The organism is Mesobacterium hydrothermale, from assembly GCF_035818635.1.
Lineage (GTDB): Bacteria > Pseudomonadota > Alphaproteobacteria > Rhodobacterales > Rhodobacteraceae > Mesobacterium_A > Mesobacterium_A hydrothermale.
On record NZ_JAYLLH010000006.1, the window covers coordinates 74,446 to 93,655 of the forward strand.

Consider the following 19,210-nt stretch of genomic DNA (forward strand, 5'->3'; position numbering starts at 1 on the left):
GGGGGCCATGATCCGTATCCTTGTCGCCAGTGTGCTGGCGGCGATGGTCGCGTTGCCCGTCAGCGCGCGCGACCTCGCATTCTTGATTGGAAATGCCGATTATTCACGGCTTGAACCGGTGCCAGAGGCCCGGCAGATGGCCGGGCTTGCGGGGCAGTTCCGACAAGCAGGGTACGAGGTCGAGATTCTCGACAACCTTGATGCCGCGCGCAACGCAGCGTTCACCGACTTGTTGCGCACCCGTGCAAGGGATGCGGATCGTCTGGTTGTCGTTCTGTGTGGGCAGATCGTGTCGCATGGCTTCGACGGCTGGCTTCTTGGGACCGATGCCAAGGCCGAGGCCGTCGCTGATCTGGACAGCGAGGGTCTGTCGATCCGCACTTTGGCCGAGATTTCGAAATCCCATCCTGACAAAGCGTTGATCCTGGTGGCCGCAACAAATGCCGCGGCCCCGGTTCTGCCGGGGGCAGGTACGGATCTGGGGGGCATGTGGATGCCCAAGGGCGTGACCTTGCTGCAAACGCCGACGGATCGCTTGATGACCCTTGTGCAGGGGGGCTTGTTGCAGCCGGGCCAGTCGCTGCGCGACCTGGTCGTGGCCTCTGACGGGGTGCTGCGGCCTGCGGGCTATGTCACCGATGCGCCGCTGGTCGACGACCCGGCAGAAAAGGCGTGGATGGCGGCGATGGCGCGGGGCGGGCTCGTGGATTACCAATCCTTCCTGACCCGTTTCCCCGACAGTGCACAAGCCGCGCAGGCGCAACAGCGAATCGCGACCCTTCACGAACAGCGTCGTCAGCGCGCCGAAGGCGTCGAACGCCGGGTTGCAGCCAGCGAAACTGCCAGAAAATACATCCAGCGCGACCTGGACCGTTTGGGCTATGACACCCGCGGAATCGACGGAATATTCGGGCAGGGTACACGCGGCGCGATCGCCGCGTGGCAGACATCGCGCGGTCTGGGCGGGGTGCGTGGATATCTGACCGCCGACCAGGTTGCATTGCTGCACACCCAGGCGCGCCGCTTTGCCGAACGCACTCCGGCGCCGGCCCGCACAGTGCGGGTGTCCGCGCCAGAGGCGTCGTCCTTGTCCAGCCTGACCACCCGCCGCCGGGTCGAAGAACGGCTGGCCCAGATGGGCTATGGAACGGGTGCCGTGGACGGCCGGTTTGACATGGCCACCCGCAATGCAGTGCGGCGTTATCAGAGAGATCGCGGACTGGACGTGACCGGGTTTGTCACGCCGCATACGCTCGCGGTGCTGATGGCCGGGCGGCTGTAAGCCCCATCAATGGCTTGAAACGAAAGAAGCCACCCGATTGGGTGGCTTCTTTACCAGTGTTCATCCGAACGCTCAGCCCTGACGGGCTTTGAACCGGCGCTGCGTCTTGTTGATCACATAAACGCGGCCCTTGCGGCGCACAACGCGGCAGTCGCGGTGGCGGCTCTTGAGCGAGCGGAGCGAGTTTGCAACTTTCATGTCCAATCTCTCCTCTTGTCGCGGCGCGCGAGCGCCTCAGTTTCGGATACCTCGAGCCTTCCGGCCCAAGGCGGTGAATTCCATGGTGGGCGGTACTGGGATCGAACCAGTGGCCACTACGATGTCAACGTAGTGCTCTACCGCTGAGCTAACCGCCCGTATGGTCAGTCGCGTGTTCCCGGCCCCGTCAGAAAAACGGGGCGCGGTAATCCGCGCCTTGGACCGCTCCTATAAAAGGAGTCGGGACCGGGATCAAGGGCTTTTGGCAAGAGAAAAATTTGGTCTATTGTACCCCTGACGGAGGACCAATGCCCAAGGTAGCTTTTCACCTGCAAGAACCCGATGCGCTGACATCCTGCGTGGTGTTCGCGTCGCCCCACAGCGGGCGCGATTATCCCTGGTCCTTCCTGCGCCATACGGTGCTGGATGAACACAGCATCCGCACCTCTGAAGATGCGTATGTCGATCGCCTGTTCGATTGCGCCCCGCGATTTGGTGCGCCGTTGCTGCGGGCCGGGGCGCCGCGCGCCTTTGTCGATCTGAACCGCAGCGCGGACGAACTGGATCCCGCGCTGGTCGACGGGGTGCGCCGGATCGGGCACAACCCGCGAGTCGCGTCCGGCCTGGGCGTCGTGCCGCGTGTGGTGGCCAATGGCCGCGCGATCTATAGCGGCAAACTGCCGTTATCCGAAGCGTACCGCAGGCTGGATCGCTATTGGCACCCCTATCACCGTGAATTGCTGAACCTGCTGACCCGCGCGCGCCAGCAGTTCGGTCAGACCGTTTTGATCGACTGCCATTCCATGCCGCACGAAGCGTTGGACAATGCCGCGCATGTTGGTGGGCGGCGGCCAGACATCGTGATTGGTGACCGGTTCGGATCCTCGGCGCGCAGCGATATCGTCGAACAGGTCGAAGCGGCGTTTGCCAACGCAGGCTTTGCCGTTGCGCGCAACGCTCCTTTCGCAGGGGCCTACATCACCCAGAACTACGGTCGTCCTTCGCGCCATCAGCACGCCATCCAGATCGAGATCGACCGGGCGTTGTACATGGACGAAGCGGCGATTCGCCCGAACGCCAATTTCCATGCGATCCGTCGTATTCTGCGGGGTGTCGTGGCCGAACTGGCGGCCATCGGCAGCACCGACACTGCGCTGGCCGCGGAATAGCAGTCAGGCCAGCAGCCGTTGCAATGCCGCCTTCAGCGGGGCGGCGTCTTCGAACTGCAGGCGCACGGGCAGGGTCAGCACACGGGATCGAAATGCCTCGGGCAGGCGCACGGCGTCCTTTTCCGTGGTCACCAGTTGCGCGCCTGTCAGGTGCGCCTCATTCTCCAAACGGGCCATCAGCGCGGGTGTCAGTGGCTGGTGATCGTCCAGCGCTTCGGCCCGGCGCAAATCCGCGCCAAGCGCGCGGAGGGTGGCAAAAAACTTTTCTGGATGACCAATGCCCGCGAAGGCAAGAACCGGCTGATCGTGCCAGTCCATACCCATCTGCAACGGTTCCACCCGCGCGCGCAGGCGCGGCGGGTGCGGGCGGTTCTGCCAGTAGTCGGCGCTGAAGTGGTCCTGCGCGGTTTGTGGCCCGATTGACAGCACGAAATCCGCCCGTGCCAACCCCACCTCGACCGGCTCGCGCAGCGGACCTGCCGGAAGGCACAGCCTGTTGCCAAACCCCTTTTGCGCATCAACTACGACCAGCGTCAGATCCTTGCCGAGCGACGGGTTCTGCAACCCGTCGTCCATCACGATCGCCTGCGCCCCGTGTGCTACCGCCGTTCGCGCACCGGCCGCGCGGTCGCGTGCGACCCAGGCCGGGCAGAAGGCTGCGATCAACAGCGGTTCATCCCCCACTGCCGCAGCGGTGTGGCGGGTGGGATCAACTCGCAAGGGGCCGGTCTCCGTTCCGCCATATCCGCGAGAGACCACATGCACCGCCACATCCATGGCTTGCAGCATTTGCACCAATGCGATCACGGTCGGTGTCTTGCCGGTGCCACCGGCGTTGATGTTGCCGACGCAGATCACAGGCACACCCGGATCGAAAGGCTGGCCCTTGCGCAGCCGCCGCGCAGTTGCCGCGGCCGTCAGCGCGCCCAGCGGTCGCAGAAGGTGCGCCCAAAATGCCAGCCGGTCGGGTGACGTGAACCAGAACCCCGGCGCGCGCATCACACCACCCCCGCAAGGTCGATGGCATCAAGCGCCTGTTCCACAAGTGTGTCGGCCAGGGGAGCGCCCGATGTCGCCACGTCCCAAGCGGCGTGCGCCATCGCGGCGGATTTGTCCGGTGCCTGGATCGTCTGCACGGCCGATGCCAGCGTATCGGCATCGCGCACGATCCTGGCGCCCCCTGCTTCGGCCAGCAACGAGTACGCCCCAAGATGCCGGCCGACGTTCGGGCCATAGATGATCGCCGATCCCAGGGCGGCCGCTTCCATCGGGTCGGTTCCGCCCCGGCCATTGGACAACGATCCTCCAAGAAAGCAAACCGGGGACAGACGGTACCACAGGCCCAGCAGTTCCGGGTCTGGGGAAAGGATCACCTGCGTCGCTTCTTCGGGCATCTGGTGGCCGTTCCAGCGCATCCAGCGCAGACCGTGGTCGCGCAGCATATGCTCTACATCGCCAACCCGCACATCCGGCGCCGGGCTGAGCACCAGCAGCAACCGATGGGCCAGACGACCGGCACGTTGATGCGATTGCAGGACGATCTCGATTTCGTCGGCATCGACGCGCGCGGCCAGCCAGACAGGGCGGGCCGACAGGTGCGTTGCCATGTCCTCAAGCAAGTCTTCGTCGACCGGCAGCGGCATCGGGGTTTCGCGGAAGCTGCCGGACAGGTGCAACTTCTCGCCCGGAAGGCCCAGTTTCTGCAACCGCGCCAGGGCCGCTGCATCGGTGGCATGCAGCGTTTCGAACACATCAAGAATCGCGTGCGACGCATCCGGTCGCCAACCACGGGCAGAGGCACTAATCGCGCTGTCCCGAAGGTTGACCGCCACCAGGCGGCACCCCCGTTCCGCCGCGCGGTACAACAGCGCCGGGCGCATGTCGGTACCATTCCATACGCCGAAGACAGGGCGCCAGTGGGACAGGAAATGCATGATCTCGGCCTGGCTTTCGCCCGGGGCCTCGACGCAAGTCATCATGTTGTCGCTCAGGTTTGGCGCCACTCCGGTGACCACGGCTTGAATGTCGTCGCCCTGCGGCAGCAAACGACACAGGAATGACCGGATCGCGGCCACGTCCTGCGGCGCGGCGGCGTGCAGCCAGACCACCGGCCCTTGCCGCGCGGGATAGTCGGGCAGCGGGCGTTGTGCGGCGGACCGCGTCATCGCCAGATAGGCGGCAAGGCTGAGCGATTGCCGTTTCAACAGAGCACCTTTCGGTTCACGGGGCTCCCCTGGGGATAGGCAGATTGCCGCGCATCGGCAAGGCTTAGCGCAGCCTTTGCAGAAGCGCGGCGTGCAGCGCAGGGGCAGCAGCCAGCACACCGTTGCACTGCGGATGCGGGTTGTTGAAAATCAGGGGTCCGCCGGTCTTGTCGGTGGCCACGGCGCCCGCCTCTTGCAGGATCAGTGTCCCGGCGGCGATGTCCCATTCCCAGCTCGGCCGAAAGGTAAACATCGCGTCATAGCGTCCCTCGGCCACAAGGCTCAGGCGATAGGCCAGCGATGGACGATGGCTGCGGCGCAAGTCGGGCACCCCGCCGGGCCAATGCTGCGGATCCAGCGCGGGCCGCGCTGCCAAGACACGAGCGGTATCGGGGTTGGAGGCGTCAGACGCCTGGATCGGGGTGCCGTTAAGATGCGCACCACTGCCTTCGGCGGCGGTGTAAAGCCTGTTCAGCATCGGCAAGTAGATCGCCGCGGCGACGATCCGGCCGTTTTCCGCAAGCGCGATGGAATGCGCCCAGGTGTTTTCGCCGCTGATAAAGCTGCGGGTGCCATCCAGCGGATCAACGATAAAGACATGCTCCGTGTTCAGCCGGGCGGGATCGTCGGGCGATTCTTCGGACAGCCAGCCATAGCCGGGCCGCGCCCCGCGCAGCGTTTGTTCAAGCACGGCGTTCGCGGCCAGATCGGCGGCGGTCACTGGTCCTGCGCCATCGTCCTTGTGGCGCACGTCCAGTTCGCCGCCGACAAAGGACGTGGCGACTTGGCCCGCGGCGTGGGCGGCCGCGATCAGAAGGTCCAGATCATTCGCCGGCAAGAGTCAGCCCTTCGACCAGAAGCGATGGTACGACGCGCGACAGCCACGGGCGCGCGTCATTGGCCGGAACAAGGCTCCGGAGCATACTCTTGAGATTCCCGGCAATCGTCACCCCGGACACCGGATAGGCGATTTCGCCGTTTTCCACCCACATGCCCGCGGCCCCACGGGAATAGTCGCCGGTATTGGGGTTGATGGTTGAACCAATCATCGAGGTCACGATCAGCCCGGTTCCCATCTGCGCGATCAGGTCCGAACGGCTGGCATCGCCTTGGGTCAGTTCAAGGTTCCAGTTGGTCGGCGACGGCCCGCCGCTGGTCGATCGCGCGGCGTTGGCGGTGCTCTGCAACTCCAGTTTGCGCGCATTGGCAAGGTCCAGGGTCCAGCCTGTCAGGATACCGTTTTCAACCACGGCCCGGCGGCGCGTCGCCAGCCCTTCGGCGTCGAACGGGCGCGAGGACGGGATGCGCGGGCGGCGCGGATCCTCGATCAGCGACAGCGATGCGGGCAACACGGGCTGGCCAAGCAGGTCGCGCGCCCAGCTAGCGCCGCGCGCGATGGCCGCCCCGTTGATCGCCGCAAGCAGATGCCCGATCAGGGTCGAGGAAATCCGTTCGTCGAACAGAACCGGATAGGCACCGGTTTTCGGTTTCCGCGGGTTCAGCCGTTCAAGCGTGCGGTGGGCCGCCAGCGTCCCGATTTCCTCGGGGCTGCGCAGGTCGGTCTGGAAAATGCGCATGTCACCGTCATAGTCGCGTTCCATCCCTGTGCCGGTGCCCGCGATGGCGACAACCGAATTCGATCGCGAGGTCCGGGCGTAGCCACCGGAAAACCCGTTGCTTGCGGCCAGGTGCACCCGGTGCGCGCCATAGGCGGCGGACGCGCCAGACACCTGCGTAATGCCGGTGATGGCCAGCGCTGCGGCCTCTGCCCGACGGGCGTCGTCCTCCAGCGTGGCGGGGGCGGGTTCGGCGCTGGGATCGCACAGTTCCAGCGCGCTGGCGTCGGTCTGGTCCGTGATCTGCGACGGATCGGCCAGGCCGACGTAGGGGTCTTCAGGGGCTTCACGCGCCATGGCGACGGCGCGTTCGGCCATCATCGCCATGGTTTCGGCCCGTGTGTCCGAGGCAGACACGTTGGCCACCCGCTGCCCGACGAAGACGCGCAGGCCGATGTCGACAGACTCAGACCGTTCTGCCTGTTCCAGCGTGCCATTCCGCACGTCGATGGAAACAGAGGTCCCATCAATCGCGATGGCATCAGCGGCATCAGCACCGGCCTTGCGGGCGGCGTCCAGCAGCGCGTGGGTCAGGTTTTCAAGCGGTCGCGTCATGTCTTCCAAGCCTTTTTGGGTCCCGTTTGAGGTAGAGCCCCGCGCGCCCGGGCGCAAGGGCATGGGTTGACAGCGCGTGCCGCCACGGGAACCTATGCCGCCAAAGGAGACACCCAGATGACCGATTTTACCGCCACCCGCGCCCTGTTCCATCTGCCCGACGGGATTTGCTATCTCGACGGCAATTCCCTGGGCCCGCTGCCAAAGGCGGCCGAGGCACGAATGCGCGAGGCGATCACCTCTGAGTGGGGCGAGATGCTGATCACCGCCTGGAACCGGGCCGGCTGGATGGACCTGCCGCGCAAGGTGGGGGATCGGGTTGGCAGGCTGATCGGCGCGGCGCCGGGCACCGTCGTGATGGGGGATACGCTGTCCATCAAGGTGTTCCAGGCGCTTTCGGCGGCGCTGCAACTGGTTCCGGACCGCAAGGTGGTCCTGTCGGACAGCGGAAACTTCCCGACCGATCTTTACATGGCGCAGGGCCTGATCGGGGCGCTGGGGCAGGGCTATGAACTGCGCGTCGTCGCCCCCGACGAGGTCGAGGCAGCGCTGACCGACGAGGTTGCCGTGATGATGCTGACGCAGGTCGACTACCGCACCGGGCGGATGCACGACATGGCGCATCTGACGCGCGCGGCGCAGGCCAAGGGCATCGCTGTTGTCTGGGACCTGGCGCATTCGGCGGGCGCGGTGCCTGTGGACATGGCCGGATCGAACGCCGAATTCGCGGTGGGCTGCACCTACAAATACCTCAACGGTGGGCCCGGCGCGCCGGCTTTCATCTATGCCCGGCCCGACATATCCGAACGTGTTGCACCGATCCTGTCCGGTTGGCTGGGGCACGAGGCACCGTTTGCCTTCGATCCAGATTATCGCCCCGGCATGGGGATTGATCGGATGCGCGTCGGCACACCGCCGGTGCTGCAACTGGCGGCGCTGGATGCGGCGCTGGATGCCTGGGACGGGGTGGACATGGCCGACCTGCGAACGCGGTCGGTTGCCTTGTGTGAACGGTTCATCGCGGGGGTCGAGGCTTCCTGCCCGGATCTGACGCTGGTCAGCCCGCGTGACGCGGCACAGCGCGGCAGCCAGGTCAGCTTTGCCTTTGAAAACGGCTATGCTGCGATGCAGGCGCTGATCGCCGATGGGGTGATCGGCGATTTCCGTGCGCCGGATGTCATGCGCTTCGGGTTCACGCCGCTATACACTTCGGATGCCGATGTCGATCACGCGGTTGAGGTGCTGGCCCGCATCCTGCGTGATCGGCTTTGGGACAAGCCCGAGTACCATCAGCGCGCGGCGGTCACGTGATCCTGCGCCGATACCGGGCCGAGGATCGGGTCGGCTGCCAACAAGTTTTCTACGATGCCGTCCGGCAGGGTGCCGCGACGTTCTACACGGCTGAACAGCGCGCAGCCTGGGCGCCCACGCCGGATCCTGATCCAAACCTGCCCGACAAGCTGTTGCAGCAGGCTTGTTTCGTCGCTGTTCAGGATGACCGGATCGTCGGGCTGATGTCGCTGGCTGAAGGGGGCTATCTTGACATGGCCTTTGTCCGGCCAGAGGTCATGGGCAAAGGCGTGGCCACCGCCTTGCACGGCGCGGTCCTCGACGAAGCGCGGGCACAGGGCAAAACGCGCCTGACCACGCATGCCAGCCATCTGGCGCGACGTTTTTTCGGGCGCAATGGCTGGCAGGTCGATTTCGAAGAGGATGTAGCGCTGCGCGGCCAGGTGCTGCACCGCTTCGGGATGTCCTTGTCGCTGGACTGTCCCGGCGCTTGAGTGTGGAACTTGGCCGCGATCTCTGGCATCTGGGCCAGAGTTTCGAGGGAGGAGTTCCGAAATGACCCAGAAGGTGGCCATTGTCACCGGAGCGGCCCGCGGCATCGGGCTGGCAACGGCGGATGTGATGCGGGAAATGGGCTGGCGCGTGGCGCTGGTCGATCGCGATACCGAAGAATTGCAAAAGGTGGCGGGTGAACGTGACAACGTTTTGGCGGTGGATGCCGACGTGTCGAACCCGCAGGACGTGGGCCGGATGATCCGCGAAACCCTGGCCTGGGGCGGGCGGCTGGACGCGCTGGTGAACAATGCCGGCGTCGCCCGGTTCGGGCCGGTCGAAGATACGACGTTCGACACCTGGCGCGAGGTGATGGCAACCAACCTTGACGGCGTGTTCCTGTGTACCCAGGCAGCGATCCCGGCGCTGAAGGAAACCCGTGGCGCGGTGCTGAACATCGCCTCGATCAGTGGGCTTCGTGCCTCGACCCTGCGCGTCGCCTATGGCACGTCGAAGGCGGCGGTGATCCAGTTGACCAAGCAATATGCGGCGGAACTTGGAGAACACGGAATTCGGGTGAACTGTGTGGCACCCGGGCCGGTACGCACCAAGCTTGCAATGGCGGTGCACACGCAAGAGATCATCGATGCCTATCACGACGCGATCCCGCTGAATCGGTATGGCAGCGAACGCGAACTGGCCGAGGTGATTGCGTTTTTGTGTTCCGAAAAGGCGTCGTATGTCACCGGGCAGGTGGTTGCGGTGGACGGCGGGTTCGAGTCGACCGGTGTGGGGCTGCCGGCGCTGCGCCGCTGACGCGCGCCTTGGGTGCGGGCGCAAAGCGAGGGGGCTGTCTGCCCCCTCGCGCTCCCCCGAGGATATTTTTCGCAAGATGATGGGGCCCGGTCGGGGCTTGTCCGGAGCGCGGTGCCAGGTCTATGGTCGGCGCGTTCTCAGGGCGGGGCGCAATTCCCCACCGGCGGTATGGGACACCTGTCCCGAGCCCGCGAGCGCCCCGGCATGGCCGGGGGTCAGCAGACCAGGTGAGAGGCCTGGGCCGACGGTTACAGTCCGGATGGAAGAGAACGTGCAGCCTGTTCCCGGTGGTCGGGGGCGGGTCTGTTCGTGATCGCCTTGGGTGACGTGTCTGTTGCTGAAAGGAGATCATGTGATGACACACACCCGCTATGCCTTCATCAAGGCAAACTGGCACGCTGACATCGTTGACCAGGCGCTGGTCGGATTTTGCGAGGTCATTCCCCGTGCACAGTTCGATGTCTTTGACGTGCCCGGGGCGTTCGAGATGCCGTTGCTGGCGCGCGACTAGGCGGCCTCTGGCCGATATGGGGCGGTCGCGGCGGCGGCGCTGGTGGTGGATGGCGGTATCTATCGCCACGACTTCGTGGCGCAGGCCGTGGTCGATGGGCTGATGCGCGCCGCGATGGACAGCGGCGTACCTGTGCTGTCGGTCAGCCTGACGCCGCATCACTACCACGACACCGCCCATCACAACGCGATCTATCGCGCGCATTTCGTCGAGAAGGGGCGCGAGGCGGCCCGGGCGGCGTTGATAATCGGCAATACCCGCGCGACGCTTGCTGCCTGAGTCTGTTCCCGGGGGCGCCGCCGCGCGCCCCGTTTGTTGGCGCATGGACAGTCCTGTTGCCGCCGGTCAAGATCAGGACCAGAGGAAAGGGAGGATTGCATGAACCTTGCGAGACTGGCGGCAGAGGCCGCAGCCCGTGGCACGCCCGTGCGGGCGGGGCTGATCGGGGCGGGCAAGTTCGGCTCGATGTTTCTGAGCCAAGTGCCCACGATCGAGGGGCTGGAGGTAACGGCGATTGCCGATCTGGATCCGGATCGTGCGCGCACCGCCTGCGCGACCGTTGGCTGGGACGCGGACCGGATCGCGGCAACGGATTTCGTCAGCGACGGCAAGGCGCTGGCCACGCGCGACGATATCGACGTGATGATCGAGGCGACGGGCAACCCGCGTGCAGGCATTGCCCACGCGCTGGCCGCCATCGCGGGGGGAAAGCACATCGTCATGGTCAATGTCGAAGCCGACGTTCTGGTGGGGCCGGTTCTGGCGGCAAAGGCGGCCGAGGCGGGGGTGGTCTATTCCATGGCCTATGGCGACCAGCCCGCGCTGGTGTCGGAAATGGTCGACTGGGCGCGCGCCGCGGGTTTCCGGGTGGCGGCTGCTGGCAAAGGCACAAAGTATCTGCCGGACTATCACAACGTGACACCGGATGGGGTCTGGGCGCATTACGGGTTGACCTCGGAGGCGGCGAAGAAGGCGGGGATGAACCCGCAGATGTTCAATTCGTTCCTCGACGGGACCAAAAGCGCGATCGAGATGGTGGCAATTGCCAATGCGTGCGGGCTGAACGTGCCGGCGGACGGGTTGAAGTTTCCGCCCTGCGGTGTTGACGACCTGGCCCATATCCTGCGCCCGCAAGAGATCGGAGGGCAGTTGGACGGGCCTGGCATGGTCGAGGTGGTGTCGTCTGTCGAACGGGACGGGCGCCCCGTGTTCCGCGATCTGCGTTGGGGCGTATACGTCGTGCTTGAGGCCCCGAACGACTATGCCGCCGCGTGTTTCAAGCAATACGGGCTTCCCACCGACCGTACGGGCCGGTTCGCCGCGATGTACAAACCATTCCACATGATCGGGCTGGAACTGTCGGTCTCTGTCCTGTCCGCCGCCCTGCGGGGCGAGGCGACGGGCAGCGCACGGCAGATGCGCGGCACGGTGGCCTCCGTTGCCAAGAAAGACCTGAGAGCCGGCGAAATGCTGGATGGCGAGGGCGGGTATACCGTCTGGGGCAAGGCGCAGCCGGTTGTCGCCGGAGCGCAGCCGCTGCCGATCGGACTGGCGCACGGGGTGTCGGTCAAACGCGACATTCCCGCCGGTCAGGTGCTGATGCTGGACGATCTCGACCTGCCCGAAGACGACGTGCTGGCGATGTATCGGCAGTCGTTGCAAAGCGTGGCCTGAGAGTCAGCTTTCAAAGCGTCAAGACAAGAACCGTCCGGTCGATCCGACCGGACGGTTCCGTTTCAAAGCAGCGTACAGAGTTACTGGATGCGCATTCCATTGGCCAGGATGTGGCCCTGTTCGTTGATTTCCAGCTTGGACTTGAATGTATCCTCGCCGTCGCCGGGCACGGCGAACATGCTGATCATCATCCGTGCGCCCATCGCGTCGTCTTGCGACATCAGTCCCATCTGGATCAGCTTGTCCATCAGCCCGTTCGCACCGGACAGGTTCAGGTCAACCCCGCCAATCGGGCGCGGCATCCCGTCAAAAGTTTGCAGATCGGTGTTGTCAAAGGTGAAATCGCCGGTCCCGGTGAGCTTGGCGCCAACCGCGTCGACCACCAGGGTGGTGATGGTCAAAGCGTTCAGTTCGCCCGGCATTTCGTCGCTCATGCCGGCGTCCATCATCGCCTTTTCGTCCATCAGGTCGAGGAACAGCTTGGCTTTGCCGGTCAGGTCAAAGGACACGGTCGCCGGATCGCGCGGCAGTGCGTTTGCCGGGTCGACGATGTTCCAGAGCAGGTCGGCCATGGTGAATCCCCCCAGCGTCATGCCAAGCGCAAAGTCCTGTTCGTCAGGCGACGCGGAAACCGGCATCGTCAGGTTGAACCCAAGGCTTTGCAGGTCGAACGAGACCGGAAAGGGAATATCCGCGCCCATGATCTGGAAGCTGGAGCCACCGCCGGCGACAGCATAGGTCAGTTCATCCTCGCTCATGCGGATGTCGAAGCTGTTGGTCGCGGTCGCTGCCGTGCCGCTGACCGCGTCGCCACTTTCGGTGAACGAGAAATTCATCGAGCTGTCGGCATAGCCCATCTTGAAGGCAAAGGCGAAACCAGCCTTCATCGCCGCAGCCATGTCCTGCATGTCGATATTCATCGGGATCGTTGTCGTGCCCGAGCCGGTCAGTGCGCCGGTGCTGCCGGTGATCGTGGCGCCATCGCCGCTGTCCTTGTCGTTGATCATCACGTCATAAGTGACACCGGTCAACGCCATGTCCTGAACGATTTCGCGGATGTTGCCGACCTTCATGTCGGTCGTGCCGCTGTAGCCGTTCATCACGATCTCGGCGCGGGCCTGGTCAGGGCCGATCACTTCACCCTCGACGATCAGCTTGGCCAGCGCGATGCGCATCTGGTTGGCGACATAGGCATAGGTCATCTCCTCCGGCGTTCCGGACACGATCATCGAAAAGCCCTGCTGCGCAAGGTCGAGGCCGACCTCGACCGTTTCGCCCTCGGCCGCGACGACCATTATCATGGTCTGGGTTTCCGGCAGCAGCATTTCGACCCTGCCATCACCCATGTTCAGGAAGGTGATCTTGGGGATTGTCACGCTGACCGAACCGTCGGCTTCGTCCGGGATATCCATCTGCATGGTCAGGTTTTCAAGCGTGACGCCCTCGCCCGACGAGGTCTCCTGGGCGGACATCGCATAGCCAAAGCTCTGCATGTAGGACTGCATGTCCCCCCAGACTTGCGCAGCCGTGACATCGGCAAAGGATGGTGTGCTCAGCAGCAGTGACGACAGCGCCGTGGCGCCGAATAGGTGAATAGATTTCTTCATGACGAACCCTTCCTGAAGCAATTCTTTGATCAAAGCATCCGCCCGAACCCTCTGGCGGTCAAGGGGCTGGACCGGTTGCGCCACAGTGTTTACCAGTTAGCCAAGCTGGAAAAGTGGTGAATACATGGACTTGACAGGAAAAACCGTAATGATCACTGGCGCAAGCCGCGGCATCGGCGCGGCGGCGGCCCGGGAATTCGCCGCTGCGGGGGCGAATGTCGCGATGGTTGCGCGCGGGGCCGACGCGATAGCCGAACTGGCCGGAGAAATCGGGACGCAGGCCATCGCGATTCCCTGTGACATCAGCCGGTATTGGGAAATGCAAAAGGCGGTCGAAACCTGCGTGACGCATTTCGGCGGGCTGGATGTGCTGGTCAACAACGCCGGTGTGATCGAACCCATCGCGCATCTGTCGGATGCCGATCCGGATGCCTGGGGGCAGGTGATCGATATCAACCTCAAGGGCGTTTTCCACGGCATGCGCGCGGCGCTGCCGGTGATGCTGAAGGCCGGCGGCGGGACGATCCTGACCATCGGGTCGGGCGCGGCGCACAATCCGATCGAAGCGTGGTCGCATTATTGTGCGTCCAAGGCGGGTGCGTTGATGCTGACCCGCATGGTGCACAAGGAAAACGGCGATCAGGGCATCCGTGCGATTTCGCTGTCGCCCGGGACTGTCGCCACCCAGATGCAGCGCGAGATCAAGGCAAGTGGCGTCAACCCGGTGAGCCAGTTGGACTGGTCCGACCATGTGCCGCCGGAATGGCCCGCAAGAACGCTGGTCTGGATGTGCGGCCCAGGCGGCGACGACTTCCTGGGCGACGAAGTCTCGTTGCGGGACGAGGCGATCCGCAAGGCGATAGGTGTGGCATGATCGGGGTCACGGAAGACGGTGCGCTGAGCGTCATCACGCTGAACCGGCCCGACAAGGCCAACGCGCTGACCGAAGAGATGCTGGAGGCGCTGTGCGTCGCGGTCGAGGACTCGCGCGACCAGAAGGTGCTGGTGCTGACCGGAACCGGCAAGGTGTTCTGTGCCGGGGCCGACCTTGACGCCGCGCGGGCGGGGCTTGCGACCTCGCCGCTGTGGGAGCGGCTGTCGGGGGCGATCGCGCGCTTTGGCGGGCTGTCGATCGCCGCGCTGAACGGGACCTGCGCCGGGGGCGCGATGGGGATGGCGCTGGCCTGCGATCTGCGGGTCTGCGTGCCGGGCACGAAGTTCTTCTACCCGGTGATGAAACTGGGCTTTCTGCCGCAACCGTCCGACCCGAAACGGTTGGCGGCGCTGGTCGGGCCAAGCCGGGCGAAGATGATCCTGATGGCCGGACAGAAGATTGCCGCCGACGAGGCGCTGACCTGGGGCTTGGTCAACCGCATCGTCGAGGGGGACGTGGTCGAAGAGGCCCGCGCGCTGGCCGCCGACACGCTGGCCGCCGACTCGGCCCATGTGCGCGGGATCAACGGGCTGTTCTGATCGGCAGGTATCAAGCGGAGCGGGCCTTGCGGCCCGCACGGCATGAGCCTGCCTGCGGCAGGCGGTTCAGGGGGCGCTGCCCCCTCTTTTCCCGTGCCGGGAAAATTCACCTCCGAGGTATTTGGGAAACCAAAGAAGTGGAAGGTTTGGCGCTTTGGGGACGGGGTTTGCCCGATCCGACCCTTTACGGCGGGCGGGCTTGGCCCTATCACCACCGGCGACCTTGACCTTCCCGCGCCGCAAAGGAACGACCCCATGTCGCGCTATGACCCGTCCGTGATTGAACCGAAATGGCAAGAGGCCTGGGCCGAGGCCCAGACCTTCCGCGCGGTGCGCAGCCATGACAAGCCCAAGTATTACGTGCTGGAGATGTTCCCCTACCCGTCGGGGCGGATCCACATCGGCCACGTGCGCAACTATACCATGGGCGACGTGATCGCGCGCTACAAGCTGGCCAACGGGTTCAACGTGCTGCACCCGATGGGGTTCGACGCCTTCGGGATGCCGGCGGAAAACGCCGCGATGGCGATTGGCGGCCACCCCAAGGACTGGACCTATTCCAACATCGACACCATGGTGGCGCAGATGAAGCCGCTGGGCTTCGGACTGGACTGGAGCCGGATGTTCGCCACCTGCGACCCGGAGTATTACGGCCAACAGCAGGCGCTGTTCCTGGATTTCCTGAAGGCCGGCCTGGTCTATCGCAAGAACGCCGTGGTGAACTGGGACCCGGTTGACATGACCGTTCTGGCCAATGAGCAGGTGATCGATGGCAAGGGCTGGCGGTCGGGGGCCGAGGTCGAGCGGCGCGAACTGACCCAGTGGTTCTTCAAGATCTCCGACATGTCGGGTGAGCTGCTGGAGGCGCTTGACGGGCTGGACGACTGGCCCGCCAAGGTCAAGCTGATGCAGGCCAACTGGATCGGCAAGTCGCGGGGTCTGCAATTCGCCTGGTCGCTGATCGACGGGCCGGACGGGTTTGACCGGATCGAGGTCTATACCACCCGGCCCGATACGTTGCTGGGCGCGTCGTTCCTGGGGATTTCACCGGATCACCCGCTGGCCAGGCAGTTGGAGAAGGACAACCCCGAGGTTGCGGCCTTCTGTGCCGAGTGCCGCAAGGTCGGCACCAGCGAAGAGGCGCTGGAAAAGGCCGAGAAGCTGGGTTTCGACACCGGGCTGAAGGTGCGCCATCCGTTTGACACGGCCTGGGAACTGCCGGTCTATATCGCGAATTTCATCCTGATGGATTACGGCACCGGTGCCATCTTTGGCTGCCCGGGACACGATCAGCGCGACCACGATTTCTGTGTGAAATACGGCCTGCCGATCGTTGAGACCTTTTTGCCGTTGGACGGCGAGATCGATATCCAGGCGGCGCCGTTCGTGCCGCCCAAGGGCGACAAGGTACGTTTTACCCGTCTGCTCGCCGGACAAGAGGTGCAGACCGGGGACGAAGCCGTGGATGCCGCGATTGCGATCTGCGAAGAAAACGGCGTCGGCCATGGCGTGACCAAGTTCCGCCTGCGCGACTGGGGCCTGTCGCGTCAGCGCTATTGGGGGTGTCCGATCCCGGTGGTGCATTGCGATGCCTGCGGCGTGGTGCCGGAGAAAAAGGAAAACCTGCCCGTAGAACTGCCCTACGACGTATCGTTCGACACGCCGGGCAACCCGCTGGACCGGCACCCGACCTGGCGCGACTGTGCCTGCCCGTCCTGTGGCAAGCCGGCCAAGCGCGAAACCGACACGATGGACACGTTCGTGGACTCGTCATGGTATTTCGCGCGCTTTACCGCGCCGCGGGCCGAAACGCCGACCAATATGGCCGAGGCAGACTACTGGATGAACGTCGACCAGTATATCGGCGGCATCGAACACGCGATCCTGCACCTGCTGTATTCGCGGTTCTTCGCGCGCGCGATGCACATCTGCGGCCACCTGCCCGAGAAGTCGAAAGAGCCGTTCAACGCGCTGTTCACGCAGGGCATGGTCACGCACGCGATCTATCAGACCCGCAACGCCGAGGGGCGGCCGGTTTACCATTACCCGGAAACCGTGGACCTGCGTGACGGGAAGGGCTTCCTCAAGGACGGGACCGAGGTCGAGATCATCCCGTCGGCCAAGATGTCGAAGTCGAAGAACAACGTGGTCGATCCGGTGGCGATCATCGAACAGTACGGCGCCGATACCGCGCGCTGGTTCGTGCTGTCCGACAGCCCGCCGGAGCGCGACGTGGAATGGACCGCGTCGGGTGCTGAGGCGGCATCGAAACACCTGGGCCGGGTCTGGCGAATCGCGGCAGAAGTGGCGGCATCGGACGCCGGGGCATCTGACAACGATCAGGCCCTGCTGCGCGAGATGCACAAGACCATCGACGAGGTGACCAAGGGGGTTGAAAGCTTTGGCTTCAACGCCGCGATCGCCAAGCTCTATGCCTTTACCAACACGCTGTCGAAATCCAAGGCCGGCGCCGCGGCCAAGCGGCAGGCGACGCGCACACTGGCCCAGCTGATGTCGCCGATGACCCCGCACCTGGCCGAGGATATCTGGGCGATGCTGGGGGGCGAGGGCCTGATCGCCACGGCGCCCTGGCCGGTGGCCGATCCGGCGATGCTGGTCGAGGATACGGTCACCCTGCCGATCCAGGTCAATGGCAAGCGGCGCGGTGAAATCACCGTGCCCAAGGACATGGACAAGGCCGAGGTCGAAAAGCTGGCACTGGCCGAGGCATCCGTGCAAAGATCGCTGGACGGGGCAATCCCCAAGAAGGTGATCGTCGTACCGGGCCGGATCGTGAATGTCGTTATTTGACCGTCGCAAGCTGCTGACCTGCGGCCTCGCCTTTGCGGGGCTGTCAGGCTGTGGCTTTGCCCCGGCTTACGGGCCGCAGGGCGGCGCGCAGCGGTTGCAACGGCAGGTGGCGCTGAACGTGCCGACTGACCGGAACGGCTATTTGCTGAACCGGCGGCTGGAGGAACGGCTGGGCCGGGCAGAGGCTGCGGCCTATGACCTGACCGTGACGGTGACCACCGACCGGCAAGGCTTGGGCAGCACGCAGGATGGGCGCACCACGCGGTTTCACCTGCTGGGCAACGCCCGTATGGTGCTGCGCGCGGCGGGCGGTGACCAGGTTCTGTTCGAAGGCGCGACCAGCGCCTTTACCGCCTATTCCACCACCGGGTCCACCGTGGCGACGCTGGCCGCCGAACGCGATGCCAGCGAACGGCTGATGGTCATTCTGGCCGATCAGATCACCGACTGGCTGATCGGCATCGCCGCAAGCCTGCCGCAAGCATGAAGCTTTCCGCGCGCGACGCCCACGGCTATTTCGCCAAGCCCGATCCGCAGGCGGCCGGCCTGCTGATCTATGGCGAAGACGCGATGCGGGTCGCGCTGAAACGCCAGCAGGTGATTGCCGCGCTGGTTGGTCCCCAGGGCGAGGAAGAGATGCGCCTGACCCGGATGTCAGGCGGCGATCTGCGCAAGGACCCCGCGATGCTGATCGACGCGATCAAGGCCCAGGGATTTTTCCCCGGCCCGCGTGTCGCCTTTGTCGAGGAAGCGGGCGATGCGGCGGCCAAGGCGATTGGCGCGGCATTGGAAGACTGGCGTCCGGGGGATGCGCAGATCATCGTGTCGGCGGGTCAGCTCGCCGCCAAATCCGCCTTGCGCAAGCTGTTCGAAGGCCACCCCACCGCCTATGCGGCTGGCATCTACAACGATCCGCCCAGCCGGGCAGAGATCGAGTCCGATCTGGCCAAGGCGGGCCTGACCAATATCGACCGCTCTGGTATGGAGGCGCTGCTGGCGCTGGCCAAGGAACTGGACCCCGGCGATTTCCGCCAGACCATCGGCAAGGTTGCGCTTTACAAGCTGGACGACGACAGCGCGCTGACCGCCGCAGAGGTGGCGCTGTCGGCCCCGACCTCGACCGAGGCGGACGTGGACGAGGTGCTGCACATCGTGGCCGAAGGCCGGATGGACCTGATCGGCCCGGTGATGGCCCGGCTGCAGGCACAAGGGGCCGCGCCGGTGACGCTGGTGATCATGGCGACCCGTCATTTCCGCGCGCTGCACGCGGCGGCCAGCGATCCCGGCGGCGCCGCGCAGGGCATTGCCCGGATGCGCCCACCGATTTTTGGCCCGCGTCGTGACCGGATGCAGCGACAAGCGCAGCACTGGGGCATGTTCAAGCTGGAAACAGCGCTGGAGGCGATCCTGGATACGGATCTGGAACTGCGCTCTGCCGGGCAGCACGCCCCGGCGCTGGCGCTGGTGGAACGGCTGTTCATCCGGCTGGCGATGCTGGCCCGGGCGTGACCG

17 protein-coding genes, 1 tRNA gene, 1 pseudogene and 1 riboswitch are annotated in these 19,210 nt (G+C 64.9%); of the genes and pseudogenes, 12 read left to right on the forward strand and 7 right to left on the reverse strand.

Annotation, left to right across the window (positions count from 1 at the left end):
• The first annotated feature begins 7 nt into the window (after positions 1 to 7).
• Positions 8 to 1,282, forward strand: a complete 1,275-nt coding sequence (locus tag VK792_RS06180) for a peptidoglycan-binding protein (protein ID WP_326296501.1) — start codon at positions 8 to 10, stop codon at positions 1,280 to 1,282.
• 72 nt (positions 1,283 to 1,354) lie between these two features.
• Here VK792_RS06180 and ykgO read toward each other — a convergent pair whose 3' ends face one another.
• Positions 1,355 to 1,480: a type B 50S ribosomal protein L36 gene (ykgO, locus tag VK792_RS06185; protein WP_163895964.1), complete on the reverse strand. Its 126-nt coding sequence runs from the start codon at positions 1,478 to 1,480 to the stop codon at positions 1,355 to 1,357.
• Positions 1,481 to 1,563: 83 nt separating this feature from the next.
• Positions 1,564 to 1,638 (reverse strand) — tRNA-Val (locus VK792_RS06190).
• Positions 1,639 to 1,788: 150 nt separating this feature from the next.
• Between VK792_RS06190 and VK792_RS06195 the strand changes: the two genes are divergently transcribed.
• The gene (locus VK792_RS06195) at positions 1,789 to 2,649 is read left to right on the forward strand and encodes an N-formylglutamate amidohydrolase (protein WP_326296502.1); all 861 of its coding nucleotides are present in this window, start codon (positions 1,789 to 1,791) and stop codon (positions 2,647 to 2,649) included.
• A gap of 3 nt (positions 2,650 to 2,652) precedes the next feature.
• On the opposite strand, the gene lpxK is transcribed toward VK792_RS06195, so the two are convergent.
• The 4 genes from lpxK to VK792_RS06215 form a co-directional block, all read right to left on the reverse strand.
• Complete coding sequence (lpxK, locus tag VK792_RS06200) at positions 2,653 to 3,648, reverse strand: tetraacyldisaccharide 4'-kinase (RefSeq protein WP_326296503.1); 996 nt, start codon at positions 3,646 to 3,648, stop codon at positions 2,653 to 2,655.
• Positions 3,648 to 4,853: a 3-deoxy-D-manno-octulosonic acid transferase gene (locus VK792_RS06205; protein WP_326296504.1), complete on the reverse strand. Its 1,206-nt coding sequence runs from the start codon at positions 4,851 to 4,853 to the stop codon at positions 3,648 to 3,650. Before VK792_RS06205 ends, lpxK begins: the two co-directional genes overlap by 1 nt.
• 64 nt (positions 4,854 to 4,917) lie before the next feature.
• Positions 4,918 to 5,691 (reverse strand): 3'(2'),5'-bisphosphate nucleotidase CysQ, encoded by a 774-nt coding sequence (locus VK792_RS06210; RefSeq protein WP_326296505.1) that lies wholly within the window; start codon positions 5,689 to 5,691, stop codon positions 4,918 to 4,920.
• On the reverse strand, positions 5,678 to 7,024 hold the full coding sequence (locus tag VK792_RS06215) for a TldD/PmbA family protein (protein ID WP_326296506.1): 1,347 nt from the start codon (positions 7,022 to 7,024) through the stop codon (positions 5,678 to 5,680). The genes VK792_RS06210 and VK792_RS06215 overlap by 14 nt, the downstream gene beginning before the upstream one ends.
• A gap of 117 nt (positions 7,025 to 7,141) precedes the next feature.
• Between VK792_RS06215 and kynU the strand changes: the two genes are divergently transcribed.
• From kynU to VK792_RS06240, 5 genes and pseudogenes are all read left to right on the forward strand, one after another.
• Positions 7,142 to 8,335: a kynureninase gene (gene kynU / locus VK792_RS06220; RefSeq protein WP_326296507.1), complete on the forward strand. Its 1,194-nt coding sequence runs from the start codon at positions 7,142 to 7,144 to the stop codon at positions 8,333 to 8,335.
• Entirely contained in the window at positions 8,332 to 8,808 is a 477-nt protein-coding gene (locus VK792_RS06225; protein WP_326296508.1) for a GNAT family N-acetyltransferase, read from the forward strand. The genes kynU and VK792_RS06225 overlap by 4 nt, the downstream gene beginning before the upstream one ends.
• Before the next feature lie 61 nt (positions 8,809 to 8,869).
• A complete protein-coding gene (locus tag VK792_RS06230; protein ID WP_326296509.1) occupies positions 8,870 to 9,622 on the forward strand; it encodes an SDR family NAD(P)-dependent oxidoreductase in 753 nt (250 codons plus the stop codon).
• A 129-nt stretch (positions 9,623 to 9,751) separates the two neighbouring features.
• A riboswitch (FMN riboswitch) is annotated at positions 9,752 to 9,897 on the forward strand.
• Positions 9,898 to 9,977: 80 nt separating this feature from the next.
• Positions 9,978 to 10,412: pseudogene (locus tag VK792_RS06235) on the forward strand (6,7-dimethyl-8-ribityllumazine synthase).
• A 99-nt stretch (positions 10,413 to 10,511) separates the two neighbouring features.
• The gene (locus tag VK792_RS06240; RefSeq protein WP_326296510.1) at positions 10,512 to 11,807 is read left to right on the forward strand and encodes an NAD(P)H-dependent oxidoreductase; all 1,296 of its coding nucleotides are present in this window, start codon (positions 10,512 to 10,514) and stop codon (positions 11,805 to 11,807) included.
• Between the two features lie 80 nt (positions 11,808 to 11,887).
• Here VK792_RS06240 and VK792_RS06245 read toward each other — a convergent pair whose 3' ends face one another.
• Entirely contained in the window at positions 11,888 to 13,414 is a 1,527-nt protein-coding gene (locus tag VK792_RS06245) for a DUF2125 domain-containing protein (protein ID WP_326296511.1), read from the reverse strand.
• A 124-nt stretch (positions 13,415 to 13,538) separates the two neighbouring features.
• Here VK792_RS06245 and VK792_RS06250 point away from each other — a divergent pair, with 124 nt between their 5' ends.
• From VK792_RS06250 to holA, 5 genes are all read left to right on the forward strand, one after another.
• A complete protein-coding gene (locus VK792_RS06250) occupies positions 13,539 to 14,288 on the forward strand; it encodes an SDR family oxidoreductase (RefSeq protein ID WP_326296512.1) in 750 nt (249 codons plus the stop codon).
• Positions 14,285 to 14,887 (forward strand): enoyl-CoA hydratase/isomerase family protein, encoded by a 603-nt coding sequence (locus VK792_RS06255; RefSeq protein ID WP_326296513.1) that lies wholly within the window; start codon positions 14,285 to 14,287, stop codon positions 14,885 to 14,887. The genes VK792_RS06250 and VK792_RS06255 overlap by 4 nt, the downstream gene beginning before the upstream one ends.
• A gap of 255 nt (positions 14,888 to 15,142) precedes the next feature.
• The gene (gene leuS, locus VK792_RS06260) at positions 15,143 to 17,698 is read left to right on the forward strand and encodes a leucine--tRNA ligase (RefSeq protein WP_326296514.1); all 2,556 of its coding nucleotides are present in this window, start codon (positions 15,143 to 15,145) and stop codon (positions 17,696 to 17,698) included.
• Positions 17,685 to 18,185 carry an LPS assembly lipoprotein LptE gene (gene lptE, locus VK792_RS06265; protein ID WP_326296515.1) on the forward strand — a complete coding sequence of 167 codons (501 nt, stop codon included), beginning with the start codon at positions 17,685 to 17,687 and terminating at the stop codon, positions 18,183 to 18,185. The genes leuS and lptE overlap by 14 nt, the downstream gene beginning before the upstream one ends.
• On the forward strand, positions 18,182 to 19,207 hold the full coding sequence (holA, locus tag VK792_RS06270) for a DNA polymerase III subunit delta (RefSeq protein WP_326296516.1): 1,026 nt from the start codon (positions 18,182 to 18,184) through the stop codon (positions 19,205 to 19,207). The genes lptE and holA overlap by 4 nt, the downstream gene beginning before the upstream one ends.
• Positions 19,208 to 19,210: the final 3 nt, after the last annotated feature.